Origin of the sequence: Gordonia neofelifaecis NRRL B-59395, assembly GCF_000192435.1 — a bacterium.
GTDB classification, from domain to species: Bacteria; Actinomycetota; Actinomycetes; order Mycobacteriales; family Mycobacteriaceae; genus Gordonia; species Gordonia neofelifaecis.
In genome coordinates, this window is the sequence record NZ_AEUD01000013.1 from 107,980 (window position 1) to 131,811 (window position 23,832).

Consider the following 23,832-nt stretch of genomic DNA (forward strand, 5'->3'; position numbering starts at 1 on the left):
TCAGTTCCCTTCAGTTGATCGGCGGTTCGCCGCGGACTGCGCGTCGACGAACCGAGTGGGCACGGCGACGACGCGCGAACGCAGCCACTCGCCGAGTCCCTTGGCCTGCGGATCGAAACGGACGTTCTCGGCGACGCCGCGACCGAGCACCTGCTCGACCACGAAGTTCACCGCGCGCAGGTTCGGCAGCCGATAGCGGTGGACCGTGAGGTCGGCGACCTCCGGCAACAGTTCCTTCAGCTTCGCGACGCTGAGCGTCTCGTCGAGCCACGCGTACTCGTCGTCCGAACGCGCCCAGAGCCCGATGTTCGCACTGCCGCCCTTGTCACCCGAGCGGGCGCCCGCGATCGTGCCCAGCGGCAGGTCGACGGTCGCGCCCCAGTCGGTGGTCGTGCTCGACGACGGCACGCTCCGGTCGACGATCGGCTCCGTGCGCAACGGCGACGGCTCGATCCGCACGGTGACGCCGTCCGGCTGATTCACCTGATGCGGCACCAGCGAAGCGTCCACGTAGGCGGGTTCGAAGACGCCGTAGGGCGCACCGTTTCCGGGAGGCGCGGTGAGCGTGAAACCGGGGTAGCTCGCCAGCGCGAGTTCCACTGCGGCACCGGTGAACTGGCGACCGGCCTTCTTCGGGTCGGCATCCCGCGCGACACAGCGCAGCATGGCGCTGGCCTTCTCTTCGGTATCCGCGTCGGGCCGATCGAGGCGGACCAGCTCCCACGTCAGCTCGGCCGGACGCTCCGGGAGCGCAGCCTCGAACTGCTCCTGGAAGACGGCCGCTTTGGCCTCGATGTCGAGGCCGGTCAAGACCACTTCGAACTCATTGCGGATCCCGCCCAGATGATTCAGGGACACCTTCAGATCCTTCGGCGGAGCCTCGCCCTTCACGCCGCTGACCCGAACGCGGTCCGGGCCCACCTGCGACAGTTCGACGGTGTCCATCCGCGCGGTGGCGTCCGGGTTGTAATAGCGCGGACCGCCGACCTCGTACAGCAACTGGGCGGTGACCGTCCCGATCTGGACCGAGCCGCCGGTCCCCTCGTGCTTCGTGATCACCGACGAGCCGTCCGCCGCGACCTCGGCGATCGGGAAGCCCAGGCGCCCCATGTCGGGGATCTCGGTGAAGAACGAGTAGTTGCCGCCGGTCGCCTGGGCGCTGCACTCGATCACGTGACCCGCGACCACCGCGCCCGCCAGCTGATCGAGGTCGTCGTAGCCCCAGCCGAACGCCGACGCCGCCGATCCGACCACCAGCGACGCGTCAGTGACGCGTCCGGTGACCACGATGTCGGCACCGGCGTCGAGCGCCGTCTTGATGCCGAAGCCGCCGAGGTAGGCGTTGGCGGCTATCGGTGAGCCCAGGCCCAGCTCGCCCGCCCGACCGACGATGTCGTCGCCGTTGACGAAGGCCACGCGGCGGTCGACGTCGAGCTTCTCGATCACCTCGCGCAGCGCGACGGCCAGCCCGTGCGGGTTGAGTCCGCCGGCGTTGACGACCACTTTGACGTCCTTCTCGGCGATCAGACCGAGGTTCTGCTCCATCTGGCGCAGGAACGTCTTCGCGTAGCCGAGATCGGGGTTCTTGAGGCGGTCGCGACCCAGGATCAGCATGGTCAGCTCGGCGAGATAATCGCCGGTGATGAAGTCGAGCTCACCGCCTTCGAGCATCTCGCGGACCGCGCTGAAGCGGTCGCCGTAGAAGCCGGAGACGTTGCCGATCCGGATCGGTCGTGCTGCGTCAGACATCGTTCCTCCTAATGCATTTCGCCATTGAGACCGCTCGCCTCGCGGCCGCCTCCGGGCGGGCCGGCGAAAGCCTGAGCGATCGTCGCCCACTTCTGCGCATCGGCGCCGATCACGTCCAGCGCGAGATCGGACAGGTGGCGGCGCTGGGTGATCAGCTCGCAGAAGTCGACGGCCGGGCCGCGCACGACGTTCGACGCACCCTCCGGACCCCACGTCCACACCTCGCCGGACGGCGCGGTGATCTCGAACCGGAACTCCTCCGCCGGCGCCTCGAGCCCGTTCACCATGTATGCGAAGTTCCGGGTGCGGACACCGAGGTGGACGACGTTCTTGATCCGGTCGTCGGCCACCCGCTCCACGCCGAGCGCGTCGGCGACGTCGAGACCGTGCGCCCACGTCTCCATGAGCCGGGCGGTCGCCATCGACGGCGCCGACATCGGCGGCCCGAACCAGTTCAGCTTGGTGCCGTCGGGGACGGCGATCAGCGCGCCTGCGAGCCTCGCCCGCGTCTTACGCCAGTCGGCGAGCAGCTCGGCGGGCGGTCGTGCCGCCTCTGCCTCGGCACCCGCGTCCACGAAGCCCATCGGATCGCCCATGGCCTCGGCGAGCAGCGCCTGGAAGCCGTCGGGATCGGTCACCGACAGCAAGGAGACCCGATCGGTCCAGTGCAGGTGCCCGATCTGGTGGGCGATGGTCCACCCCTCCGCGGGCGTCGGGGTCGACCACGCCTCGACCGGCAGGGCCGCGACCAGATCGTCGAGAGATTCGGATTCCGCCTGCAACGCCTGCACCAGGTCGTCCACAATCGCCATGCGACCAGAGTCACACGGACGCCCGAATAAATCAAGCACGAATGATTGTTTTGCTCTGCTTCATGTTCCACCGCAGGTCGGAACCGTCGCCTTCGCAGAAAGACTGTCGCTGCGCGCGCCTGCGAGGGCAATCTGCCCTCGGCAGCCCCGGAACGGACAGATCCCTCGCGGCACCCCAGTGAGTGGCGACGGTCTCACTCCCGCCTCCGCGGAGTGTCACCCCGTCCGACGTGCTGATATGACGGACGCATGACGACTCATGCCGCGCCGCTTCGGAACGCCGATCCCTTCTCGACCTTCGGCATCGGCCGCGAGACGGAGACCGCGACGCCCGTCCTCACACAGAAGCTGGGCACCGACCTGACCGATCACCGCGGACTGATCGAACTCCCCGCGTTCGCGGTCCTGTTCGACGACATCGGCGGCATCCCGTTCCACCGGCTCAACATGGACTCGTCGTCGATGCAGGCACGGCTCACCATGTCGATGGTCGAACGACCGCGCCTGCACGACATGGTCCGGGCCACCGGCGAGGTCCAGATGCACAACGACACCTACGGCACCACCTCGGTCGCGATCACCGGTGGCGACGGCGACACCCTGTGCTTCGGCGTCGCCCGCGGCGTTCGCGTGGGGCGGCCCACCACGGGCGAATCCGGCCAGTGGCAGGCCGATCCGCCCGCCCCGAACACCCTCCCCGCGGTCCCCGCACTCGATCCCGCACTGTCCGGTGCCGACGTGATCGCGAAGCTCATCGACGGCAGTCTCCCGGTCGGACCGCTCGCCGGCATTCTCGGCGGCACCGTCACCCGGTCGAACGACGACGGTTCGATCGAGGCGGAGTTCACCGGTGAGCCGTGGATGGCGAACCTCATGGGCACCATGCATGGCGGCGTGATCGCCACCATGCTCGGGCAGGCGTGCTCGTTCGGCGCACAGCGCAACGTCCGCGCAGGCGGCGGGTACCAGCTGATCGATTTCACCTGCGAGTTCCACCGCTCCCCCATCGTCGACGGCCGGACCGTACGCGTCGAGGTGACGCCGGTGAAGCTGGGCCGCCGGCTGTCGCTGTTCGACGCCCGCATGTACGACGGCGATCAGCTCCTCGGCCGCGCCACGGCCGACGCCCGCTTCGACGTGTAGGCCGTCGGGCCGCGTATCCCGACCACACACGCTCCCCGAACTTGCAGGCGCGGACTTCCGGAGGTCCGCGCCTGCAAGTTCGGGGAGCGCATGTAGGTGACGTCCCGATTCACACCACCGACAGCGGCAACGCCTTCGACGGGCCTCGGTCGGCGAAGGCGAACGACGAGCCCGCGGAGAAGCGCACGATCGCGACCTCGCCGGACTCGAGCTGCGGATCTCCGCGGCCAATGGACACCACCAGATCGGTGCCATCGACGACGGCCTCCCCGACCACCCAGGTCGCGTCGACCGCGCGGGCTGCGGACTGCAGCGCATCGAGGCGGCCCTGGGACAGCAGCCGCAGCCACGCACCGTCTTCGACCGCCGGAGAATCCTGCGGAATGCGCACGCGCACACCGTCTCCGACCGCCTCGGCGACGACGCCCGTGTACTGCGTCGGCCCGAACACCGGGTGGACGTTGAGCACGTCGGCCAGCGCCTGCGCGTCGTTCCGGCGACCGAACACGCTCGCCGCGAGCCGTTCGGCGGTGATTCCGGCGATCCCGATCAGCTGCTTGTCGAGGATCGCGTCGGCCGTGCCCTCATCGGTCCGACGCCGCACCGAGGCCAGGAAACCGATCGCCAGCAGCTGGTGCTGCAGCGCCGTCTCCTCCGCAATCCGCACCAGCGCCGACGTCGAGAACTCGCCGAACGCCAGGTCCTCGACCAGCGGTCCCCGGTAGTCGACCAGACCATCCGCGTCGGCGGGGTCGATCGCACTCAACTCGATCGCCGCCGCGCGCGTCGCCAACGTCGGCTCGGTGACCGCAGGCAGCGGCAGCTCCTCGCGATCCGGTTCGATCGTGACCGTCCACTCGCAGTGCGGCGCGCGATCGGCGGGCACTCGCGGCGGACGGTGGACGGGACGGATCCGCGCCCGCCGGTTCGTCGCGATAGCGGTCGCGTCGAACGTCGGATCCTCGATGTCGTGGCACATCGCCGTGACGTACTCCTCGCCCATCGGCTCCACGTCGAGCAACGCTCCGCAGTGGTCGAGGACGAACGAGCCGTGGTACCGGTCGACGATCCGGTATCGGAAGTCCATGAACTGCGGCGGCGCGCCGATGTCGAGTTGCAGGCACTTGAACATGTCCTCGACACCATCGCCGTCGATGCCGAGGGCCGTCCGCATCCGCGCGGTGTAGACCGGGCTCGCCGCCATCCACTCCTCAATGGCGACCTGCGTCATCCCCTCGCGGCCGAACTCCGCGATGAGGTGCGCCATCCCGGACCGGTCGATCAGCTGGCCCGACAGCAGCGACTCCGGGACCAGCGTCGCCAGCTGATCGTGGGTCAGCGACGTCGGGCTCACGGCATCTCCCACAATCCGACGGGGGCTTCGTCGCGCGGATACCAGCCGGGCAGATTCCCCGGCGCGGACTTCTCGATCCGCTTGAGCATGCCGTCGCTGCACGCCTGGTTCGTCAGCATCTCGAGGAACAGCGCGGAGACGTTCCCGAAGTCGAAGAAGTCACGCTGCCAACTGAACTGGAAGTTGCCCGCGTACCGGAACCAGCTGCCGCCGATGCCGTGCACCGCGTAGTTGGACCCGTCCTCACGGCGCCCCTCGTTGATCTGCCGCCACAGCCCGATCATGTCGCCGGTCCGCTCGTCGATCACCCACGCCTGATACGGGTACTCCCAGCCCTCCAGGCCCTCCATCTCCTGTCCGAGCGCGATCTCGCGGATCTCGTCGCGTCCGACGGCCATGAAGTCCTTCTCGGGTCCGTAGTTCCACCCGTAGGTGGCGTCCTCGGTGTAGAACTCGGCCAGCGGACGCCAGTCGCCCGCCTTCTCGGCCTCGACGTTGGCGTCGAGCCAGCGCTGCTTCATCTCGTCCAGTTCGGAGCGGGGAAATGCCATGTCAGTCCTCCACGATCTTCAGGGCTTGGGTAGGGCAGTAACGGACGGCGGCCTCCACTTCGGCGCGCCGGGATTCATCGGGGGTCTCATCGAGCAGGGTGACGGCGTCGCGGCCCGCTTCGAAGACGTCGGGCGCCTCCATCTCGCACATGCCATGTCCCTGGCACAGGTCGAGATCGACGACGACGCGCATCACCGCACCCGCCGGTAGGCGACACGGCACGGCTGGTGCAGCAGCCTCCTCCGGACTGCAGCTGGACGACCATCTTGGAATGGTCGTTGCGGTAGCTGTCGGCGTCCTGCACGAGGGAGAATTCGTAGTTGCGCAGCAGCACCGAGAAGATGGCTTTGAGCTGCATCATCGCGAACTGCGCGCCGACACAGCGGTGCCTGCCCGCGCCGAACGGGATCCAGGTCCAGCGGTTGACGAGGTCCTCCTGGCGGGGCTCGTCGTATCGGGCCGGATCGAAGGCGTCGGGATTCGGGAAGTCCTCGGGCAGGCGATTCGAGACCGCGGGCGAGACGGCGATCGACTGCCCCTTGTGCACGGTGACCCCGCCGACCTCGAAGTCCTCCTGGACCAGCCGCATCAGGATGATCAGCGGCGGATGCAGTCGCAGCGCCTCCTTGATCGCCCCTTCCAGCTTCGGGATCTGACGCATCGCGGCGAAGCTGTATTCGGTTCCGTCCGAATAGATCCCGTCGAGCTCACCGGTGACCTCGGCGAGATAGTCCGGATGCTTGAGCAGTTCGATCAGCGTCCACGCCGCCGTTCCCGACGTCGTGTGGTGCCCGGCGAACATCATCGAGATGAAGATGCCGGTGACGGTGTCCGGGGTGAACATCTGCGAGCCGTCGTCGTTCTTGAGCGACACCAGGACGTCGAGCAGGTCCCGATCCTCTTTGTCCGCAGGCGGATTCGCGATGCGCCGGTCCATGACGCCGCCGATGAACTCCACCAGCTCGGCGCGCGCGGCGTCGCGGCGACGGAAGCTCTCGATGTCCGCGTGCATGTCGACGTACGCGATGGGATCGGTGCCCTTCTCGAGCTCGTGGTACAGGTGCGCGATGTGCCCGGAGAGCTCCTCGCGGAACTTGCGGCCGATCAGGCACGACGACGACGTGTACAGCGTCAGCTCGGCGAAGAAGTCCAGGAGATCGATCTCCCCCTCGTCGCCCCAGTCGGCGATCATCCGCTCCACCTCGTCTGGGATGGTGACCGCGTGCTGCTTCATGTGCGCACCCTTGAGCGCCTGATTGTGCAGCATCTCCGACCGCCGCTCGGGGCTGGTGTCGAAGACGACGCCCTCGCCGAAGATCGGGGTCATGAAGGGATACGCGGCGCCCTGGTCGAGCACCTCGTCCGGGGCGCGGAAGAACTCCTCGTTGGCGGCGGCGCCGCTGACCAGGACCACCTCGCGATCGGCGAGCTGGAACATGCCCACCTCGCCGTGCTCGTCGCGCACGCGCCGGAACAGGCCGATCGGATCGGTGGCGAGCTCGTCGAGGTGACCGTGCTCGCCCTCGCCGCCGGAGACGCGGATGGACGTTGCGGTGTCTGATGAGGTCATGCTAGTGCTCCTTCCGCGGACTGCGTAGCCGGGGCGGTCTGGGTGGGTTGGGCGGGTGGGACGAGCTTGCCCTCGGCTTCGACGTCGACCGAACGCATGTGCGCGCCGGGCGGCATCGAGATCATCGCCATGACGGCCGAGGCGAGGTTCTCGGGTTTGAGGAAGTGGCCGTGCCTGGCCAGTCCGAACGCGATCCAGTCGTTGAGCATGTCCTCGGTCTGCTGCTGATCGAGGTTCATGCCCATGCCGGTGATCGTCTGACCGGGCCGGACCAGGCCGGCGCGGACGCCGGTTCCTTCGAGTTCCATGCCGATCGTCGCGACCATGCCCTCGACACCGCACTTGGCGGCGACGTACGCCGACGACCACGGGCGCGGATGGGTGACGACGTCGGAGCTGATGAAGACGATGTCCCCGCGACGGCGTTCGATCATCGCCGGCGCGACGGCCCGGTACATGCGATAGGCGCCGACGAGGTGGACGTCGATCTGCGCGGCCCAGTCGTCGACGGGCATCTCGTGGGCCCGTCCGATCTGCAGGTCACCGGCACCGGTGACGACCACTTCGAGCGGACCGAGCGCGGCCTCCGCGGCGGCGACCGCGGCGCGCACCGCGTCGTCGTCGGTGACGTCGAGGGACACCGCCACGGCCTCGCCGCCGTCGGCGACGATCTGCGCGGCGGTCTCCGCGCACTTCTCCACGCGGCGGGCGCCGAGGGCGACGGGGTGTCCGGCGGCGGCGAGGGCACGCGCGGTCGCTTCACCGATGCCGGACGACGCGCCGGCGACCAGGACCGGTCGACGGTCGGGATGGGGCTGGAATCTCATCGGGCGATCACTTTCATCGGGAGGGCGGCGAAGCCGCGGACGTTGACCGAGTGCACGCGCTCGGCGGCGGCGACGTCGACCTCGAAACTCTTGACGGTGCGGGCGATCTCGGCCAGACCGATGTTGGTCTCGAGCCGTGCGAGGTGCGCGCCGAGGCAGAAGTGGGTGCCGAGTCCGAACGACAGGATGGTGCGGCTGCTGTCACGGCCGATGCGGTACTGGTCGGCGTCGGGTCCGAAGACGTCCTCATCCCGGTTCGCCGAACCGATCAGCAGCAGCACGCGATCGCCCGCCGGAATGGTCCGGCCGCCGTACTCGACGTCGCGGGCGACGCGCCGCAGCAGCATCTGCGTCGAGGTGTCGTAGCGGAGCGTCTCCTGGACCCAGTCCTCGACGATCTCGAGCGCGTCGGCCCCGGCGCCCACCGCGTCGAGGATCCCGGCCACCTGTCCGCCGCTGCGATGACCCCAGAAGACGGAGTTCGCCAGGAGCTTGGTGGTGGTCTCGTTGCCCGCCACCACCATCAGCATCATGAAGCCGATGATCTCCTGGTCTGTCATCGCGGTGAGTTCGCCGTCGTCGCCCGCGAGCTCGGCGCCGATCAGCGCCGAGACGAGATCGTCGCCCGGGTTCTTCCGCCGGTCGGCCAGCAGTTCCGTGTAGAAGCCGTGCAGCTCCACATACGCGCGGATCGCGGCCTCGGGGACGTCGGTGACACCCTCCTCGCGGTGGATCAGCAGGTCCGACTGAGTCCGCAGGTGAGCGCGGTCGGACTGTCCGACGCCCAGCAGCTCGGACACCACGTCCATCGGGAGCAGTCCGGCGAAGTCGTGGACGAAGTCGAACTCGCCCATCTCCAGGCACCGCGACCAGTGCTGATGCGTCAGCTCCTGGATCCGCGGTGCCAGCTCGCTCACCCGGCGCGGGGTGAAGCCCTTCGAGACCAGCTTGCGCAGTCGCAGATGCCGCGGATCGTCCATCGCCAGGAAGCTCATGGCGTACTCGGCGTTCTCGTTGTACGACAACGGGTCCATCGACACGCCCCAGCTGTTGGACAGCCGGACGTTGTCGCGGAAGGCCTCCGAGACGTCGTCGTGCCGGGCCAAGGCCCAGAAGTCGCCGTCGGCGCTGCGGTAGACGGGCGCCTCACGGCGCAGTCGCGCGTATGTCGGGTACGGGTCCTCGTGGAAGTCGTAGTCGTAGGGGTCGAAGGGTATCGACCCCTGCATTCCGGTGTCGGTGACGGTCAACGTCTCTTCCCATCAATCGTGAATCGGCTTGTGGATCAAAGGCTTCGGTCGGTTCTGGTCGGGCCTGTGTCGGGTCCGGGTCAGTCCGCGGGCATCAGCAGCCCGGCGGCGGCGACCAGCCGCTCGGAGGTGGCCTCGTAGGTCAGGTGGCCCATGCCCGCGGTGACGAGTCCACCCGCGTACAGCATCTGCAGCGCGTCGACCACGCGCTCGGCCTCGGGATGGTCGTTGCCGACCGCGGCCGCGAGGCGATCGTGGATGAAGCGCCCGATGCGCCAGCGCAGGTGCTCGGAGTCCGGATCGTTGCCGAGGAGGGCGACGGTGACGGCGCCGCCGAGCTGGCCGTCGCCCGCAACCACCATCGACACGCCGCGCAGCACCTGCGCCACTCGATCACGCGCGGGCAGCGACGGATCCGCTTCCGGGACACCGGCCGCGAGCCGACGCCAGAACACCTCCGCGACCAGGTGACTCTTCGAGCTGAAGTACGTGTACGCGGTGGCCGGCGCGACGCCCGCCCGTTTGGCGACGTCGCGCACCGAGAGCGCGTCGAAACCGTCGGCCGCGAGGATCTCGACGGCGGCGTCGGCCATCTTGCTGATCTTCTCGGCCTGCTGGGGACTGAGGCGACGGCGGGTCGACTCGGTGGCGACACCGGCGGATTCGACGGGGGTGGACATGTGACGCACGCTACTCTACGGTTGAATCGAAGTCCAGACACCTGTCCAGATGGAGTTCTGAATATGACTCGAGCGAGCATCTCGCTACGACCCGACAACGCCACCGACCTGCTGATCGACGGCAAGCTGATCCCCGGATCCGGCGGCACGTTCGAGGTCGTCAACCCGGCCACCGAGGAGGTCATCGGCCAAGCCGCCGAGGGCACGTCCGCCGACATGGACGCGGCGATCGACGCCGCTCGCCGCGCATTCGATCAGACGGACTGGTCCCGGAACCACGCCTTCCGCGCCCACTGCCTACGCCAGCTGCGCGACGCCCTGCTGGCTCACGCCGACGAACTGCGCGAGCTGACCGTCGCCGAGGTCGGGTGCCCGACGTTCCTGACCCACGGACCCCAGCTGGTCGGCCCGATCACCGACCTCGGGTACTTCGCCGACCTCGCCGAAAGCTATTCGTGGACCACCGACCTCGGCGAGGCCAGTCCGATGGGCATCAAGAACCGCCGCGAACTGCGCGCGGAAGCCATCGGTGTGGTCGGCGCCATCACGCCGTGGAACTTCCCGCACCAGATCAACTTCGCCAAGATCGGTCCCGCGCTGGCGGCCGGCTGCACCGTGATCCTCAAGCCCGCCCCCGACACCCCGTGGTGCGCGGCGCTGGTCGGCAAGGTGATCGCCGAGGAGACCGATTTTCCACCGGGCGTGATCAACATCGTCACCTCCACCGACCATCTGCTCGGAGCACAGCTCTGCACCGATCCGCGCGTCGACCTGATCTCGTTCACCGGCTCCACCGACACCGGTCGCAAGGTGATGGCCGCGGCCGCGCCGACGCTCAAGAAGGTCTTCCTCGAACTCGGCGGCAAGTCGGCGTTCATCGTCCTCGACGACGCCGACCTCGGCGCGGCCTGCTCGATGGCGGCCTTCTCCGTCGTCACCCACGCCGGCCAGGGCTGCGCCATCACCACCCGACTGCTGGTGCCACGTGAAACACTGGGCGCCGCCGTCGAACTCACCAAGAATGCGATGGCCGGTCTGGCCGCCGCCGACCCCACCCGGCCGGGGACGGTGTGCGGGCCGCTGATCTCCGCACGCCAACGCGAGCGCGTCGAGGAATACCTGCGTCTCGCGCGCGACGAGGGCGGCGTGATCGAGGTCGGCGGCGGCCGCCCCGCCGACCAGGAGAAGGGTTTCTTCATCGAACCCACCCTCATCTCCGGGCTCGACAATTCCGCACGCGTCGCCCAGGAGGAGATCTTCGGGCCGGTCCTGGTGATCGTCCCGCACGACGGTGACCAAGACGCGATCGACATCGCCAACGACTCCCCCTACGGACTCTCCGGCGCCGTCTGGGGCACCGATCCCGACCGGATCAACGCGGTCGTCGACGGCGTCCGGACCGGGACCATGGGCGTCAACGGCGGCATCTGGTACTCGGCCGACGTCCCCTTCGGCGGCTACAAGCAGAGCGGGATCGGCCGCGAGATGGGGGTGGCGGGGTTCTCCGAGTATCTCGAGATCAAAGCGGTGGCAACGCCCGTCTGATCTCTCCCCCGCTGTCTGCGGCCCGGGCTTGGGCGGGGATGTTGTTCCTCGGCAGTCCTCACTCCTCGGCTAGCGCCTCGTCGCTGCGGAGAGCTCGTCACAACATCCCCGCCCAACCCCTGTGTCGTCGTCTCGTCCGTCTCCCCACCCGTTCGTTGAGCGAGCACTCCCCGCCCGCTGATTGAGCGAGCACTTCCCTCCGCTGGTTGAGCGAGCACTTCCCTCCGCTGGTTGAGCGAGCGAAGCGAGTCGAAACCACCAGCACAACACCACCAAAGGAACACACAGCATGACCCGATTCAGTGACAAGACCGCGATCGTCACCGGCGCCGCGGGCGGCATCGGCGAAGCCTATGCGCGCGCCCTCGCCGCCGAGGGCGCGTACGTCGTCATCGCCGACGTCAACGACGAGGCCGGGCAGACCGTCGCCGACTCGATCGGCGGCATGTACTGCCACACCGACGTCGCCGATCCGGAATCGGCTGCGGCGCTCGCCGAGGCCGTCGTCGACGAGCGCGGCAAGATCGACGCGCTCGTCAACAACGCGGCGATCTACGGCGGCATGAAGCTCGACTTCCTCACCACCGTCCCGTGGGACTACTACAAGAAGTTCATGAGCGTGAACCTCGACGGCGCACTCAACGTGACCCGAGCGTGCTACCCGCACATGCGCCACGGCGGCGCGATCGTCAACCAGTCGTCCACCGCGGCCTGGGTGTACAGCGGCTTCTACGGACTGGCGAAGGTCGGCGTCAACGGCCTCACCCAGCAGCTCGCCGTCGAACTCGGCGGACAGCGGATCCGCATCAACGCCATCGCCCCCGGCCCGATCGACACCGAGGCGACCCGGTCGACGACGCCCACCGAGATGGTGAACGACATGGTCTCGAAGCTGCCGCTCGGCCGCATGGGCACCCCGGAGGATCTGGTCGGTATGTGCCTGTTCCTCCTGTCGGACGAGGCATCGTGGATCACCGGCCAGATCTTCAACGTCGACGGCGGACAGGTCATCCGTTCATGAGCGAGAACACGCTCCGGCTCGGCTACATCGGCCTCGGGAACATCGGCGGGCCGATGGCGGCACGACTCGCGGCGGCCGCGCCGATGACCGCTTTCGACGTCTCCCCCGACGCCCTCGCCGCGGTCGTCGACGCCGGCGCGACAGCCGCCGACAGCCTCGCCGGCCTGGCCACGTCGTGCGACCTCATCAGCATCTGCGTCCGCGACGACGACCAGGTGCGGGAAGTGGTCGGCGGGCTGCTCGATCACCTGGCACCGGGTTCGCTCATCGCGGTGCACTCGACGATCTCGCCGGAGACCGCGGCCGAGCAGGCCGAGCTCTGTGCCCGACACGACGTCGTACTGCTCGACGCCCCGATCTCCGGGGGTGCGCCGGGCGCCAAGGAGGGCCGCCTCGCGATCATGATCGGCGGCGACCGCGCAGCCTACGACCGCGCGAAGGCAGCGCTGGCGCCGGCGGGCGACATGATCGTCCACGCCGGACCGAACGCGGGCGACGGGACACGGATGAAGCTGGCACGCAACCTCCTTCACTTCATCTCCTTCACCGCGACCACGGAGGCCGCCCGGCTCGCCGAAGCCGCGGGGATCGACATCGCGAAGCTGGGTCGGGTGGTTCGGCACACCGATGCGATCACCGGCGGCGCAGGCGCGATCATGCTGCGCGACACCACCGCGCCGATCGCTCCGGACGACTTCTGGTACGGCGTGTTCACCCATGTCCGCGAACTCGGCGAGAAGGATCTGACCCTCGCCCTCGGGCTGGCCGACGAGCTCGGAGTCGACCTGCCACTGGGCCGCCGTGCACTCACCGACCTGGCCGCCGGCCTCGGCGTCCCCCACCTCTCGCCGGTTGAACTGGAAACCCCCGAAGGAGAACAACGATGACGGATGACGTCACCACGCCCCCGATGACCGATCAGCGCCGCAAAGGCCTCGCGAAGATGTCGGAGGTGTACGGCTGGGAGATGTCCGACGGCCCCGGCGACTTCTTCGCCCACACCGCCGACCAGGTCTTCGGCGAGGTGTGGAGTCGGGACGGCCTGACCCACCGCGACCGGAGGCTGATCCTTCTCGGCGCACTCGCGGCGAACGGACAGGTCGACGTGGCGGAGATCCAGGCCGGCGCCGCGCTGGGCAACGGCGAACTCACGCCGGAGGAACTGAACGAGATCGGCCTGTTCCTCTGCTACTACGTGGGCTGGCCGTTGGGCACCAAGATGACGATGATGTTCGGCGAAGTGATCAAGAAGCATAAGAAGTCTGGCCGCTGACCGGGACTCGCGCCCGGGAACCCCGCCACCGACCATAGGCTGACGCACATGAACTTCCGACTGGTAGACCTGAGCGCCGAAGAGATCGCGCAGCAGCTCAGCGTCGTCGAGCCGCTCACCGATTCGGTTCGCGGACTCATCGACGCGGTGATCCGGACCGAGGTCGACGACGACGAGCTGAACGCAGCGCGCGAGCAGATCGACGCGATCGTCGCCCGCCTGCGCACCAAGCAGAAGCCGGGAAGCTTCGGGGTGCAGTTCACCCGCGAGCTGAGCGGCCTCTCGTGGGGCAACGCCGCGGTCGGTGCGCGGAACGGCATCGCCCCGCCGATGCGGATCGTGCATCACGAGGACGGTCGGGCCACCTGCGACGTGGAGCTCGGTGCCGCGTACGAAGGCCCCGGCGGGCTGGTGCACGGAGGCGTGTCCGCGATGCTGATCGACCAGCTGCTCGGCGAGGCCGCCAGCGTCGGCAACGGATTGCCCTGTTTCACAGGCACATTGACCGTCAAGTACCTGCGCCCGACACCACTCGGTCCGCTGAGCATGAGTGCCGAGACCGTCCGTCGCGAGGGCCGGAAGATCTTCGTTCGCGGAGAGATCTGCACGGCCGACGGTCCGACGGTGACCGCCGAGGCGATCATGGTGTCGCCGAAGGAGCTTCCGTCGCGCGATCAGATCATGAAACTCCGGGCCGAACTGGCCGCGCAGGACGGGCAGGGCTGACACGCGAGGTCCGATACGCGGAGGGTCGGTCAGGTCGTCGTACGAGTCCGTCCAGGCGAATCGCGACCGGTTGACAATCGTCGAACCCCCGACCATTCTGAACATGATTCATTTTCGAACGATGTTCAGATTGAGGCGCGATGACCATTACACACCTCAACTGCGGAACGATGCACCCGCTGGGCGGCACCCGAATGGTGTGCCACGTTCTGCTGGTCGAGACCGAAGGTGGCCTGGTGCTCGTCGATACCGGATTCGGCCGACGCGACCTCGCCGATCCCGTCGGACGCCTGGGCCGTCCGTTGACGAGCATCATCCGTCCGGAACTCGCCTACGAAGAGACGGCGCTGTCTCAAGTCGAAGCGCTGGGATACGACCCCACGGACGTCACGGACATCGTGATGACCCACCTCGATTCGGATCACACCGGTGGGATCGACGACTTTCCGACGGCGCGGCTGCATGTGAGCGCACGGGAGTTGGCGAATGCCGACTCGGAACCCGGTCCGTCGGCAGCCGTCCGCAATCGCCCCTGGCGCCGGTCCAAGCATCCCGACGACGTGCAGACTTACACCGCGTCCGCCGACGACTGGTTCGGTTTTCCCGCGGCCGCGCTCTCCGGGCTCGGCGACGACTTCGCGTATGTCGCGCTACCCGGCCACACCGAGGGCCACATGGGCGTCGCGGTCCGCGACGGTGACGGATGGCTGCTTCACTGCGGTGACGCCTTCTATCACCAGAATGCCGCGCAGGGCGGACGTGTGCCCGCGTCGATGGCCTTCTCGCAATTCGTCACCGCGCGTCGACCGCGCGACGCCCGCCGGACTCGGCGACGGCTCGCCGACCTGTGCTCCGCGTCGGCGGCGAATGTCCAACTGATCTGCGCACACGACGCCGTTCAGTTCGACGAATCCGTCCGGCGCCAAGACGCATGACGGCCGGGGACGGGCAGGATGTTCCCGTGATGGACTCGCATCGAAAGGTACCGGCGACCCGGTGGGGTGACCGCGAGCAGCGGCGCGTCGACATCCTGCAATCCGGCGAGTCTTTGCTGATGACCGGTGGTTACGACGCCCTCCGCATGCGAGATGTGGCCGCCGGGGCCGACATCTCGCTCGGTACCGTGTACACGTACTACCCGAACAAGGAGTCACTGTTCATCGCGGTCTTCGCGAGCAGACTCGACGCGATGATGGCGCGGCTGGCCCCGGCGATCACCGCCTCCCGCGACGCGGTCGAGGCGTTCACCGTCACCGTCAACATGTACCGGGACGATTACCTCATCTTCGGGCGGCAGTTCGACGCGCTGAGCCTGATCACGGCCGAGGGTCGAGTTCAGAGAGAGTCCGCCGACAGCCTTCGCGCGTCGACCGGACGGATGGTCGATGCGCTGTCGTCGGCACTGCAGCGATTCGGCTACGACGGCGATCTCGCCCCGGCGATGACACTCCTGTGGGCGACGATGAGCGGCTTGGCGAACCATTACGCGACCGATCGTCAGGAGTTCCTCGCCACACCGTGGGACGACGCCGTTCGATTCGCCGCCGAGTCGTTGATGCGGGGACTCGGACTGTCTCCGCCGCGCACGCCGAACTGACTGCGGCTCAAGCCGTGTGCCGCCTAACCGTCCACCGACTTCCCACCACCGTCGCCCGTACCGGACTCCCCCTCATCCACCCAACGCTGCGCCTCCGCGTAGGCGGCGTCGAGCGCACCGAAGACCTGTGGAGTCGCCGGAATCACGTTCTCCTCGCCGAGCGCGGTGAAGAGTCCGGCGCGCTTCACCGAGGTGATCATCGCCGGGCTGACGCCGGCCAGCATCAGCCGGCCACCGGTCTGGTGGATGGCGTCGGCCTGCTTGCGCAACAGTTTCTGCAGGGTCGCGGACGGCACGTCGGGCAGCACGCGGACACTGAGGATCACCACGTACCTGCCCCGCTCCTCGGGGATCCTCGGCCAGGTCTCGGAGATTCGCGGGATCTCGGCGAACAGCGCGACACCCGAGTAGTAGAGAACGGTGACTCCGTCGGCCGGCAGGACCTTCGGCACGTCATCGAACTGCCAGCCCTCGTCGTTCGGCACGAGTGTCTTGAGCCGGGCGCCACGTGCCGCCTGGACGCAGTACAGAAGCAGCGAGATCGCCGCACCCACCAGAATCGCGTCCTGCAGGGGGATCTGGGTGGTCGCCACGAAGGTGATCACCATCGCCACCGCACTCAGCGGCGCGGTTCGGAGGACCAGCATGATGTCCGACCATCGGCCCTGAATCAGCTCGAAGCCGATCACGAACAGCAGTCCGCCGATCACCGCCATCGGGATGATCTCCGCCAGCGAGCCGACCAGCAGGACCAGGATGATCAGCCACGCGCCGGCGAAGATGCCCGCCCACCGGGTCGCGGCGCCGGCCGAGACGGCGACGCCGGTGCGCGAGAGCGATCCGCCGGTCGGCAGCGAGCCGAAGAAGCCGCCGACGATGTTTGCCGCACCCTGTGCCGAGAAGTCGCCCGATGCGTTCGTTCGAGACCCGTCGGGGTTCGGCACCGCGGCGGAGATGCCCGCGGCCTGCGCGAGTGCGACCAGGGCGATCGCGAACGCACCGAGCAGTAGATGCGGGAACGCACTCAGATCCGGGAACGTGAAGGACGGCAGGCTGTTCGGCACCTTCGCGATGTCACCCACCGATTTGATGTCCAGCCCGGCCACGGCAGCCACCGCGGTCACGACGACCAGCGCGATGAGCGTCGCGTACGACTTCAGCGGTTTGACGAACTGGAAGACACCCCAGACCGCGATGGTGCCGACCGCGGCCGCCACCGCCGTCCACGACCACTGCGAGACGTGGGCGCCGGCGTCGAAGAACTTCAGGACGGTGTTGTGGCGATCGGGGTCGTAGCCGGTGACGTCGCCGAGCACACCGGCGACGATCTGAACCGCGATACCGACCGTGAAACCGGTCATCACCGCGCTGGAGACGAAGTCCATGATCGCGCCGACGCGCAGCAGACCGAGCGCCAGCATCACGATGCCGACCGCGACGGTGAGCATCGCGATGTTGCCGACATCGTGCGGATCGAGCCCTGCCGACGACAGCACGCTCTGCGACGACAGCGCGATCGCACTCGTCAGCGTCGTGACCATCAGCACGGTGCGCGCGAAGACCGACCCGACGAGCGTCGACAGCATGCCCGAATACAGACCGCTGACGGGATTGAAGCCGCCGATCGAGGCGTACGCCATGCCCTCGGGGATGGAGAACAGCGCGGTCACCAGACCGGAGACGGCGTCGGCGGGTTTGGGCTTCGAGAATTTCGACTTCGCACCGTGCAGACGGTCCAGGACCTTCATGTCACGCTCCCTTCACAGCCGGATCCGCGGCCCGGCGAAGTGCCAATGGTTTCGCGGTCAGTTCCGGCGCGTTCGCCACCAACAGCCACGCGGCGAGTGTCGCGAAGAGCAACGGGACGAACAGATCGAATTGCGGCACGATCGCCAGACCGAGGAAGACGCTGATCCAGCCGTTCCGCGTCGCCGCGACGGACAGGCCGACGACCGACGCCGCGGCGCACAGTGTGAGGGGCACCGACGACCACATGGCGTGGATCCCGAAACCCATTGCCGCGCCGACGAAGACAGCCGGAAAGATGCGTCCGCCCCGGAACCCGGAGGCGCTGGCGATGAGCATGGCGCAGAGTTTGATTCCAGCGAGGACGAAGAACCCGACGGCGGTGGTGGTCGCCATCTCGCCGGGCAACTCCTTCATCTCGTCGAGGCCCTTGAACAGGGTGATGGTGCCGTCGACAGCGCCCAGGAGACCGAGCACCAGTCCGCCGACCGTCAGTCGCAGGACCGGGCTGCGCATCGTCGCGTTGAGCACCCGGTGCAGCGGGTCGAAGACGATCGCACCGATCACGCCGACGCCGGCGACCACGATCGCGATGCCGATCGCGATGAGGACGTGGATCACCCCGCCCACTTCCTCCTGCGGCAGTCCGATCGACAGATCCAGGTCGGTGAAGTGGAGGATGACGTACGAACCGGTGGCCGCCGCGACCAGCGGAACGTAGAGCCGATTCCACAGCGGGACACGCGGATCGCCGCTGTTGGCTTCCGAGATCATCAGGGCCGCGGCGACCGGGGTGCCGAAGAGCGAGCCGATCGTCGCCGCCGTCGACAGACCCATCCACTCCTGCTGTCCTACCTTCGGGACCAATCGCGCGCCCAGCGCGACGATGATCGCCGCATTGATCGCCATGATCGGATTCTCCGGACCGAGGCTCACACCGCCTGCGAGCGTGAGAATCGTCGCGATCACCAGGCCCGGCAACACCTTCGGTGCCAGGGGCGCGGACACGAGCCCGGCGGCTGCCGGGTCGTTCCCGGCATGCCCGGGCACGTAGCGGATCACCAGACCGGACAACAGGCCGGCGCAGGTCAGAATCGTGACGATCCACCAACCGGAGTCGGGATCGACTCCCAGCGCCGAACTGAGGTGGTCCCACACCAGCTTCTGCACCAACCCGGCGACGACCGAGATACCCCAGAGACCGAGCGCACAGAGTGCGCCGACGATGATGCCCACGGGCGTCATCGCGATCAGTCGCCCGACGGGGACCCGGAACTCCTCAGGCTCAGCCGGGTCGGGCTGGGTGTCGCCCATATCGAGGCCTTTCTGCTCGTCTTCCGGAGGCGTCGATCTCCGGTGGCGTCATCATGATCGCCTGAGAACCGGTCCACATGTGCCCAAGTCACCCGTTACGAGTGATTGTTGGGCGGCGGCCGGGCGCGCGCCGTTTCATCGACGGGCCGGTCCGGCAGACGCCCGAGCGGGCGTTCGGTAGCGTCACCTCCATGTGTGACGAACAGACTGCGGCACCGTTCTCGGCCGCCGAGGCCGAAGCCGTGCGGACGGTGTGGCGAGAGCTCGGGCTCCCCGGGCTGATCGACGTCCACACCCACTTCATGCCGCGGCGGGTGATGGACAAGGTCTGGGCGTACTTCGACTCCGCCGGACCGATGCTGGGCCGCGAATGGCCGATCGCCTACCGCGCCGACGAGGAGCAGCGCGTCGAGACGTTGCGCGCGTTCGGAGTCCGCGGTTTCAGCTCGATGATCTACCCCCACAAGCCGGACATGGCCGAGTGGCTCAACGGGTGGGGTGCCGAGTTCGCGGCGAGCCACCGGGATTGTCTGCACACTGCGACGTTCTATCCCGAAGAGGGCGCGCCGTCGTACGTCGAGCGCGCGATCGAGTCCGGTGCCGCCGTCTTCAAGTCGCACATCCAGGTCGGCGCCTACTCCCCGATCGACCCGCTTCTGGACGGTGTCTGGGGCACGATCGACGACGCCCAGGTCCCCGTCGTCATCCACTGCGGGTCCGGTCCCGCCCCGGGCGAGTTCACCGGTCCCGACCGGATCGCGACGTTGCTCGAGCGCTTCCCGACGTTGCCGCTGATCGTCGCCCACATGGGCACTCCCGAGTACGAGTCGTTCCTCGCGCTCGCCGAGCGGTACGAGAATGTGCGGCTCGACACCACGATGTCGTTCACGACGTTCTCCGAGGAGGGCGCGCCCTATCCGGTGGAACTGCTGCCGCGCCTGCGCGATCTCGGCGGCAAGATCCTCTTCGGCAGTGACTTCCCGAACATTCCGTACAGCTACACCGAGTCCCTCGACGCGTGTGTCCGGCTGGATCTCGGCGACGAGTGGCTGCGCGGAGTGTTCCACGACAACGCGGCGACTCTCTTCGGAATCGGCTGACTCCATGCGAGTCGACACCACGATCGTCTGCGACCTGCGTCAGATGGGTTCGGCTGCCGCCGATGCCGAGGCCGCGGGGGACGACGGGGGCTGGACGTGAGAGTTCGGGGTCTGGACGTTCGAGGGGGCGCACGACCCGTTCCTCCCGCTCCTGCTGGCCGCGGAGCACACCGACCGCGTCCAGCTCGGCACCTCGGTCGCGATCGCATTCGCCCGCAATCCGATGCTGCTCGCGACCATCGGCTGGGATCTGCAGGCGTATTCGAAGGGCCGCTTCGTCCTGGGCCTCGGCACGCAGATCAAGCCGCACATCACCCGCCGGTACAGCATGCCGTGGAGCCGTCCGGCCGATCGGACCAGGGACATGATCGCAGCGATCCGGGCGATCTGGGACAGCTGGGAGACCGGCGGCCGGCTCGACCACCGCGGCGAGTTCTACCAGCACACGCTGATGCCGCCCCTGTTCCGCCCGGCGGCAGCCGAGGTCGACGGATTCGGCCCGCCGCCGATCTGGCTGGCAGGCGTCGGACCTCGCATGACGCGGGTCGCGGGCGAGGTCGCGGATGGGTTCCTGTCGCACCCGCTGTGCCCACCCCGCTTTCTGCGTGAGACCACGTTGCCTGCACTCACCGCGGGCGCCGAGTCGAGCGACCGACCGATGCCGTCGGTGCACCACTCGGCGATGGTGATCGTCGGGCACGACGACGCCGAACGAGCCCGGGCCCGCGACGCCGTCCGCAAGCAGATCGCGTTCTACGGCTCCACCCCCGCCTACCACCCGGTCCTCGCATCCGTCGGTTACGGCGACCTCGGTCCTCGTCTGCACGGGCTCTCACGCGGCGGCGACTGGTCCGGCATGACACGGCTCGTGGACGACGCGCTGGTGGACGCCGTCGCGGTGACCGTCGACGACATCGCCTCCGGGTCCGCGGAACTGGTGTCGAGATACGGTCCGCTGGTCGACCGGCTCGGGTTCAACACGCCGTACACCGCCGATCCGGCGCTCCTCGCGGGACTCGCGGCCGCGGTTCGCGCAGCCGGCGCGTAGATTCCCCTCGTGACGCAGCAACGCGAAGCCCCGTCCGGGGAGCCTCGCTGGCCGAGGATCGTCATCGCGATCGTGTTCACGCTGCTGTACCCCGTGGTGGTCATCATCTTCTTCGGCCTCGGGATCGTCGTGGCGTACGAGCTCGGCGAGGCGTTCTCGGGTTCAGCGGCCGGTTCCTTCTTCCAGAGCTGGATCGCGTTCTTCGGGATCGCCGGTGGGCTGTTCGCCGTCTGGGCGTACCGCCGCACCGCGAGAGCCGCCGGAGCGCTCCTGGCGACTCGCGTCACGCGCGTCGGCCAGGCGTCACCGGGGAGGATCCGCACCTACGAGGACTCGTACCGCCGCAATCCGAGGGGTCCGGACCGACGGGTCATCACCCTGACCGTCTGGTTCCCCGCCGATCCCACCGACCGACGTGAGCACTCCCGCGAGCTGGTGCGGATCAACCGCCACTTCACGTTCTACGGACGCGACGTGAAGGGTCCGGCCGCGCTGCTCGCGAAATACCCGATCGGCACACCGGTCACCGTCTACCGCGGTCGTCGAGGACTGATCGTCACCACCGACCTGCACCGAGACCACCTCGCCTGGTACGAGTTCTGGTGAGATACCCCGGGGCGTGGACGCCGGCAGTGTTCGGTGTGACCACCTGGTGGTCACACCGAACACTGCTGATTCGAACTCCTACCGGCTATCCCTCCGACACCCGCACGACCGCCTTGCCTCGAACCCGGCCCTCGGCGAGGTCGGTGAGCGCTTGCGGCAGATCGGCCAGCTCGTACAGGTGGTTCACCGGCGGTCGCATGCCCTCGCCGACCAGCCGGACGATGTCCTCATGGAGCCTCCCCGGCACATCGGGATGCGTGCGGATGTACTCACCCCAGGCCGCGCCCACTACCGAGATGTTCCGGAAGAGGACCCGATTGAGCTTGACCGTCGGGATGCCGCCAGCGGCGAATCCGATCACGACGAACCGGCCGTCGGGCGCCACCGCCCGCAGCGCTTCGTCGAAGACCGGTCCGCCGACCGGATCGACCAGCACGTCCACGCCGCCGCCGGTCAGCTCGAGGACCCGGTCCTTCCACCCGTCGGTCAGCTGAACCACCTCGTCGGCACCCAGTCCGCGGAGCATCTCCTCGTTGCCCGTCCGATGCACCACGGCGATCACCCGTGCGCCCAGCGCCTTCGCCACGATGATCGACGCGACGCCGACGCCACCGGCGGAGCCGAGAACACCGACCGTCTCGCCCGGCTGGAGATTCGCGCGCATCTTCAGCGCGAACAGCGCGGTCTGGAAGTTGATACCGAGGGCGGCGCCCTCGTCGAAGGTCAGTTCCTCGGGAAGCGGGAACAACTGCTGCTCGACGACGGCGATCCGCTCGCCGAATCCACCGAGCATCGACGCGACCACGACGCGATCGCCGACGGCGAACCGCCCGCCTTCGGGAGCGGCGCTCACCACCCCGGCCACTTCGGTTCCGGGGACGAACGGCACCGGCGGCCGCAACTGGTACTCGCCCCGGCTCATCAGCAGGTCAGGAAAACACACGCCGCACGAACGCACATCGACCAGGTACTGCCCGGGCTGCTGCTCCGGCTCCGGAATCTCTTGCAGTTCCAGGCCTTCGGGGCCCACTTCACTCACGATCAGCTGTGCTTTCATGCCTCCAACCGTAGCCGCCGGACACGTGTCTATACGATCGAACGATGGCATCGACCCCTCCCGTCCAAGGACTGTCCGACGAGCGCCTGCGCGCGGCCGAGGAAGCCCCCGGCTTCATGCCGCTCGACGAGGCGTACGCACTCCACCAGACCGCGGCCACTTACCTGTCGCAGCCCGATTCCGTCGGCCTCGGCGTCGAGATCGGCACCTACTGCGGCAAGTCGACCGTCTTCCTCGGCGCGGCCGCCGAGGCCAACGACGCACTCATCGTGACCGTCGACCATCACCGCGGGTCGGAGGAGCACCAGCCGGGCTGGGAGTACCACGACACCGCGCTCGTCGACGGGCACAGCGGCCTGCTCGACACCGCGGCCAGGTTCCGGCAGACCATGTTCGACGCCGGGCTGGAGTCGACCGTGCTCGGCCTCCTCGCGCCGTCGACCGCCGCCGCCCGCATCTGGGGCCGCGACGTGGACCTCGTCTTCATCGACGGCGGCCACTCGATGGAGGCCGCGCAGAACGACTACGACGGCTGGGCCCGCTGGGTCCGCCCGGGCGGGGCGCTTCTGATCCACGACGTCTTCCCGAACCCGGAGGACGGCGGTCGGCCACCCTACGAGATCTACCGGCAAGCGCTCGACTCGGGACGCTTCACCGAGGAGTCCGTTCACGGGTCGCTGCGCGTACTGAGACGCGTCCGGTAGTCCGAACGGACGATAGACACTTTTGGGAATGTGTCCGGACACTTTTTCCCATTGTGCCTAGTCAGGAACTTGCGGATCGAAATTCCACGTTCAGGACAGTGACGAAGTTAACGAAACCAGATAGAAAGTGACCTAGAGCGCGCTAGATTCCTGATCTG

The 23,832-nt window shown here is 68.1% G+C and carries 22 protein-coding genes and 2 pseudogenes; 12 read left to right on the top strand and 12 right to left on the bottom strand.

What is annotated here, in order from left to right; translation table 11 throughout:
* Together SCNU_RS14710 and SCNU_RS14715 are read right to left on the bottom strand one after the other, a co-directional pair.
* Positions 1–1,749: an acyclic terpene utilization AtuA family protein gene (locus tag SCNU_RS14710; protein WP_009680180.1), complete on the bottom strand. Its 1,749-nt coding sequence runs from the start codon at positions 1,747–1,749 to the stop codon at positions 1–3.
* Between the two features lie 8 nt (positions 1,750–1,757).
* Entirely contained in the window at positions 1,758–2,561 is an 804-nt protein-coding gene (locus tag SCNU_RS14715; protein ID WP_040518519.1) for a TIGR03084 family metal-binding protein, read from the bottom strand.
* A gap of 249 nt (positions 2,562–2,810) precedes the next feature.
* Between SCNU_RS14715 and SCNU_RS14720 the strand changes: the two genes are divergently transcribed.
* Positions 2,811–3,704: a PaaI family thioesterase gene (locus SCNU_RS14720; protein WP_009680182.1), complete on the top strand. Its 894-nt coding sequence runs from the start codon at positions 2,811–2,813 to the stop codon at positions 3,702–3,704.
* A gap of 109 nt (positions 3,705–3,813) precedes the next feature.
* On the opposite strand, the gene SCNU_RS14725 is transcribed toward SCNU_RS14720, so the two are convergent.
* The 7 genes and pseudogenes from SCNU_RS14725 to SCNU_RS14755 all read right to left on the bottom strand — a co-directional run bounded on the left by SCNU_RS14725 (position 3,814) and on the right by SCNU_RS14755 (position 9,937).
* Positions 3,814–5,073 (bottom strand): hypothetical protein, encoded by a 1,260-nt coding sequence (locus tag SCNU_RS14725; protein ID WP_040518547.1) that lies wholly within the window; start codon positions 5,071–5,073, stop codon positions 3,814–3,816.
* Positions 5,055–5,609, bottom strand: a complete 555-nt coding sequence (locus SCNU_RS14730) for a hypothetical protein (protein ID WP_009680184.1) — start codon at positions 5,607–5,609, stop codon at positions 5,055–5,057. Before SCNU_RS14730 ends, SCNU_RS14725 begins: the two co-directional genes overlap by 19 nt.
* Before the next feature lies 1 nt (position 5,610).
* Positions 5,611–5,802, bottom strand: a complete 192-nt coding sequence (locus tag SCNU_RS20885) for a ferredoxin (RefSeq protein ID WP_009680185.1) — start codon at positions 5,800–5,802, stop codon at positions 5,611–5,613.
* Positions 5,802–7,180, bottom strand: a pseudogene (locus SCNU_RS14740) (cytochrome P450). The gene SCNU_RS20885 and the pseudogene SCNU_RS14740 overlap by 1 nt, the downstream one beginning before the upstream one ends.
* Positions 7,177–8,007, bottom strand: coding sequence for an SDR family oxidoreductase (locus SCNU_RS14745; RefSeq protein ID WP_009680187.1), 831 nt, complete (start codon positions 8,005–8,007; stop codon positions 7,177–7,179). The pseudogene SCNU_RS14740 and the gene SCNU_RS14745 overlap by 4 nt, the downstream one beginning before the upstream one ends.
* Positions 8,004–9,236, bottom strand: a complete 1,233-nt coding sequence (locus tag SCNU_RS14750) for a cytochrome P450 (RefSeq protein ID WP_040518548.1) — start codon at positions 9,234–9,236, stop codon at positions 8,004–8,006. Before SCNU_RS14750 ends, SCNU_RS14745 begins: the two co-directional genes overlap by 4 nt.
* A gap of 101 nt (positions 9,237–9,337) precedes the next feature.
* Positions 9,338–9,937 (bottom strand): TetR/AcrR family transcriptional regulator, encoded by a 600-nt coding sequence (locus tag SCNU_RS14755; RefSeq protein WP_009680189.1) that lies wholly within the window; start codon positions 9,935–9,937, stop codon positions 9,338–9,340.
* A gap of 78 nt (positions 9,938–10,015) precedes the next feature.
* On the opposite strand from SCNU_RS14755, the gene SCNU_RS14760 reads away from it, so the two are divergent.
* From SCNU_RS14760 to SCNU_RS14790, 7 genes are all read left to right on the top strand, one after another.
* A complete protein-coding gene (locus SCNU_RS14760; protein ID WP_040518549.1) occupies positions 10,016–11,482 on the top strand; it encodes an aldehyde dehydrogenase in 1,467 nt (488 codons plus the stop codon).
* Positions 11,483–11,771: 289 nt separating this feature from the next.
* A complete protein-coding gene (locus SCNU_RS14765; RefSeq protein WP_009680191.1) occupies positions 11,772–12,503 on the top strand; it encodes an SDR family oxidoreductase in 732 nt (243 codons plus the stop codon).
* The gene (locus SCNU_RS14770; RefSeq protein WP_009680192.1) at positions 12,500–13,390 is read left to right on the top strand and encodes an NAD(P)-dependent oxidoreductase; all 891 of its coding nucleotides are present in this window, start codon (positions 12,500–12,502) and stop codon (positions 13,388–13,390) included. Before SCNU_RS14765 ends, SCNU_RS14770 begins: the two co-directional genes overlap by 4 nt.
* Complete coding sequence (locus SCNU_RS14775) at positions 13,387–13,776, top strand: carboxymuconolactone decarboxylase family protein (protein WP_009680193.1); 390 nt, start codon at positions 13,387–13,389, stop codon at positions 13,774–13,776. Before SCNU_RS14770 ends, SCNU_RS14775 begins: the two co-directional genes overlap by 4 nt.
* A 48-nt stretch (positions 13,777–13,824) precedes the next feature.
* The gene (locus SCNU_RS14780) at positions 13,825–14,502 is read left to right on the top strand and encodes a PaaI family thioesterase (protein ID WP_009680194.1); all 678 of its coding nucleotides are present in this window, start codon (positions 13,825–13,827) and stop codon (positions 14,500–14,502) included.
* A 140-nt stretch (positions 14,503–14,642) separates the two neighbouring features.
* Positions 14,643–15,437: an MBL fold metallo-hydrolase gene (locus SCNU_RS14785; RefSeq protein ID WP_009680195.1), complete on the top strand. Its 795-nt coding sequence runs from the start codon at positions 14,643–14,645 to the stop codon at positions 15,435–15,437.
* A 29-nt stretch (positions 15,438–15,466) separates the two neighbouring features.
* On the top strand, positions 15,467–16,099 hold the full coding sequence (locus SCNU_RS14790) for a TetR/AcrR family transcriptional regulator (protein ID WP_238526456.1): 633 nt from the start codon (positions 15,467–15,469) through the stop codon (positions 16,097–16,099).
* A gap of 23 nt (positions 16,100–16,122) precedes the next feature.
* Here SCNU_RS14790 and SCNU_RS14795 read toward each other — a convergent pair whose 3' ends face one another.
* Both SCNU_RS14795 and SCNU_RS14800 read right to left on the bottom strand, forming a co-directional pair.
* Positions 16,123–17,847, bottom strand: coding sequence for a SulP family inorganic anion transporter (locus tag SCNU_RS14795; protein ID WP_009680197.1), 1,725 nt, complete (start codon positions 17,845–17,847; stop codon positions 16,123–16,125).
* A gap of 1 nt (position 17,848) precedes the next feature.
* Entirely contained in the window at positions 17,849–19,159 is a 1,311-nt protein-coding gene (locus tag SCNU_RS14800; RefSeq protein ID WP_009680198.1) for an ion channel protein, read from the bottom strand.
* 191 nt (positions 19,160–19,350) lie between these two features.
* On the opposite strand from SCNU_RS14800, the gene SCNU_RS14805 reads away from it, so the two are divergent.
* The 3 genes and pseudogenes from SCNU_RS14805 to SCNU_RS14815 all read left to right on the top strand — a co-directional run bounded on the left by SCNU_RS14805 (position 19,351) and on the right by SCNU_RS14815 (position 21,913).
* Complete coding sequence (locus tag SCNU_RS14805; RefSeq protein ID WP_009680199.1) at positions 19,351–20,259, top strand: amidohydrolase family protein; 909 nt, start codon at positions 19,351–19,353, stop codon at positions 20,257–20,259.
* Between the two features lie 4 nt (positions 20,260–20,263).
* Positions 20,264–21,307: pseudogene (locus SCNU_RS14810) on the top strand (TIGR03617 family F420-dependent LLM class oxidoreductase).
* 9 nt (positions 21,308–21,316) lie between these two features.
* A complete protein-coding gene (locus SCNU_RS14815; RefSeq protein WP_009680202.1) occupies positions 21,317–21,913 on the top strand; it encodes a hypothetical protein in 597 nt (198 codons plus the stop codon).
* A gap of 85 nt (positions 21,914–21,998) precedes the next feature.
* Here SCNU_RS14815 and SCNU_RS14820 read toward each other — a convergent pair whose 3' ends face one another.
* Positions 21,999–22,970 carry an NADPH:quinone oxidoreductase family protein gene (locus SCNU_RS14820; RefSeq protein WP_009680203.1) on the bottom strand — a complete coding sequence of 324 codons (972 nt, stop codon included), beginning with the start codon at positions 22,968–22,970 and terminating at the stop codon, positions 21,999–22,001.
* Positions 22,971–23,014: 44 nt separating this feature from the next.
* Between SCNU_RS14820 and SCNU_RS14825 the strand changes: the two genes are divergently transcribed.
* Positions 23,015–23,674: a class I SAM-dependent methyltransferase gene (locus tag SCNU_RS14825; RefSeq protein ID WP_009680204.1), complete on the top strand. Its 660-nt coding sequence runs from the start codon at positions 23,015–23,017 to the stop codon at positions 23,672–23,674.
* The last annotated feature ends 158 nt before the right edge of the window (positions 23,675–23,832 follow it).

Bases quoted from the DNA above. Each gene is read 5' to 3' on its own strand.
- SCNU_RS14790 (WP_238526456.1), top strand. From the start codon at position 15,467: ATGGACTCGCATCGAAAGGTACCGGCGACCCGGTGGGGTGACCGCGAG.
- SCNU_RS14780 (WP_009680194.1), top strand. From the start codon at position 13,825: ATGAACTTCCGACTGGTAGACCTGAGCGCCGAAGAGATCGCGCAGCAG.
- SCNU_RS14800 (WP_009680198.1), bottom strand. From the start codon at position 19,159: ATGGGCGACACCCAGCCCGACCCGGCTGAGCCTGAGGAGTTCCGGGTC.
- SCNU_RS14745 (WP_009680187.1), bottom strand. From the start codon at position 8,007: ATGAGATTCCAGCCCCATCCCGACCGTCGACCGGTCCTGGTCGCCGGC.
- SCNU_RS14775 (WP_009680193.1), top strand. From the start codon at position 13,387: ATGACGGATGACGTCACCACGCCCCCGATGACCGATCAGCGCCGCAAA.
- SCNU_RS14820 (WP_009680203.1), bottom strand. From the start codon at position 22,970: ATGAAAGCACAGCTGATCGTGAGTGAAGTGGGCCCCGAAGGCCTGGAA.
- SCNU_RS14795 (WP_009680197.1), bottom strand. From the start codon at position 17,847: ATGAAGGTCCTGGACCGTCTGCACGGTGCGAAGTCGAAATTCTCGAAG.
- SCNU_RS14715 (WP_040518519.1), bottom strand. From the start codon at position 2,561: ATGGCGATTGTGGACGACCTGGTGCAGGCGTTGCAGGCGGAATCCGAA.
- SCNU_RS14805 (WP_009680199.1), top strand. From the start codon at position 19,351: ATGTGTGACGAACAGACTGCGGCACCGTTCTCGGCCGCCGAGGCCGAA.
- SCNU_RS14755 (WP_009680189.1), bottom strand. From the start codon at position 9,937: ATGTCCACCCCCGTCGAATCCGCCGGTGTCGCCACCGAGTCGACCCGC.
- SCNU_RS14765 (WP_009680191.1), top strand. From the start codon at position 11,772: ATGACCCGATTCAGTGACAAGACCGCGATCGTCACCGGCGCCGCGGGC.
- SCNU_RS14825 (WP_009680204.1), top strand. From the start codon at position 23,015: ATGGCATCGACCCCTCCCGTCCAAGGACTGTCCGACGAGCGCCTGCGC.
- SCNU_RS14750 (WP_040518548.1), bottom strand. From the start codon at position 9,236: ATGCAGGGGTCGATACCCTTCGACCCCTACGACTACGACTTCCACGAG.
- SCNU_RS14785 (WP_009680195.1), top strand. From the start codon at position 14,643: ATGACCATTACACACCTCAACTGCGGAACGATGCACCCGCTGGGCGGC.
- SCNU_RS20885 (WP_009680185.1), bottom strand. From the start codon at position 5,802: ATGCGCGTCGTCGTCGATCTCGACCTGTGCCAGGGACATGGCATGTGC.
- SCNU_RS14770 (WP_009680192.1), top strand. From the start codon at position 12,500: ATGAGCGAGAACACGCTCCGGCTCGGCTACATCGGCCTCGGGAACATC.
- SCNU_RS14730 (WP_009680184.1), bottom strand. From the start codon at position 5,609: ATGGCATTTCCCCGCTCCGAACTGGACGAGATGAAGCAGCGCTGGCTC.
- SCNU_RS14710 (WP_009680180.1), bottom strand. From the start codon at position 1,749: ATGTCTGACGCAGCACGACCGATCCGGATCGGCAACGTCTCCGGCTTC.
- SCNU_RS14720 (WP_009680182.1), top strand. From the start codon at position 2,811: ATGACGACTCATGCCGCGCCGCTTCGGAACGCCGATCCCTTCTCGACC.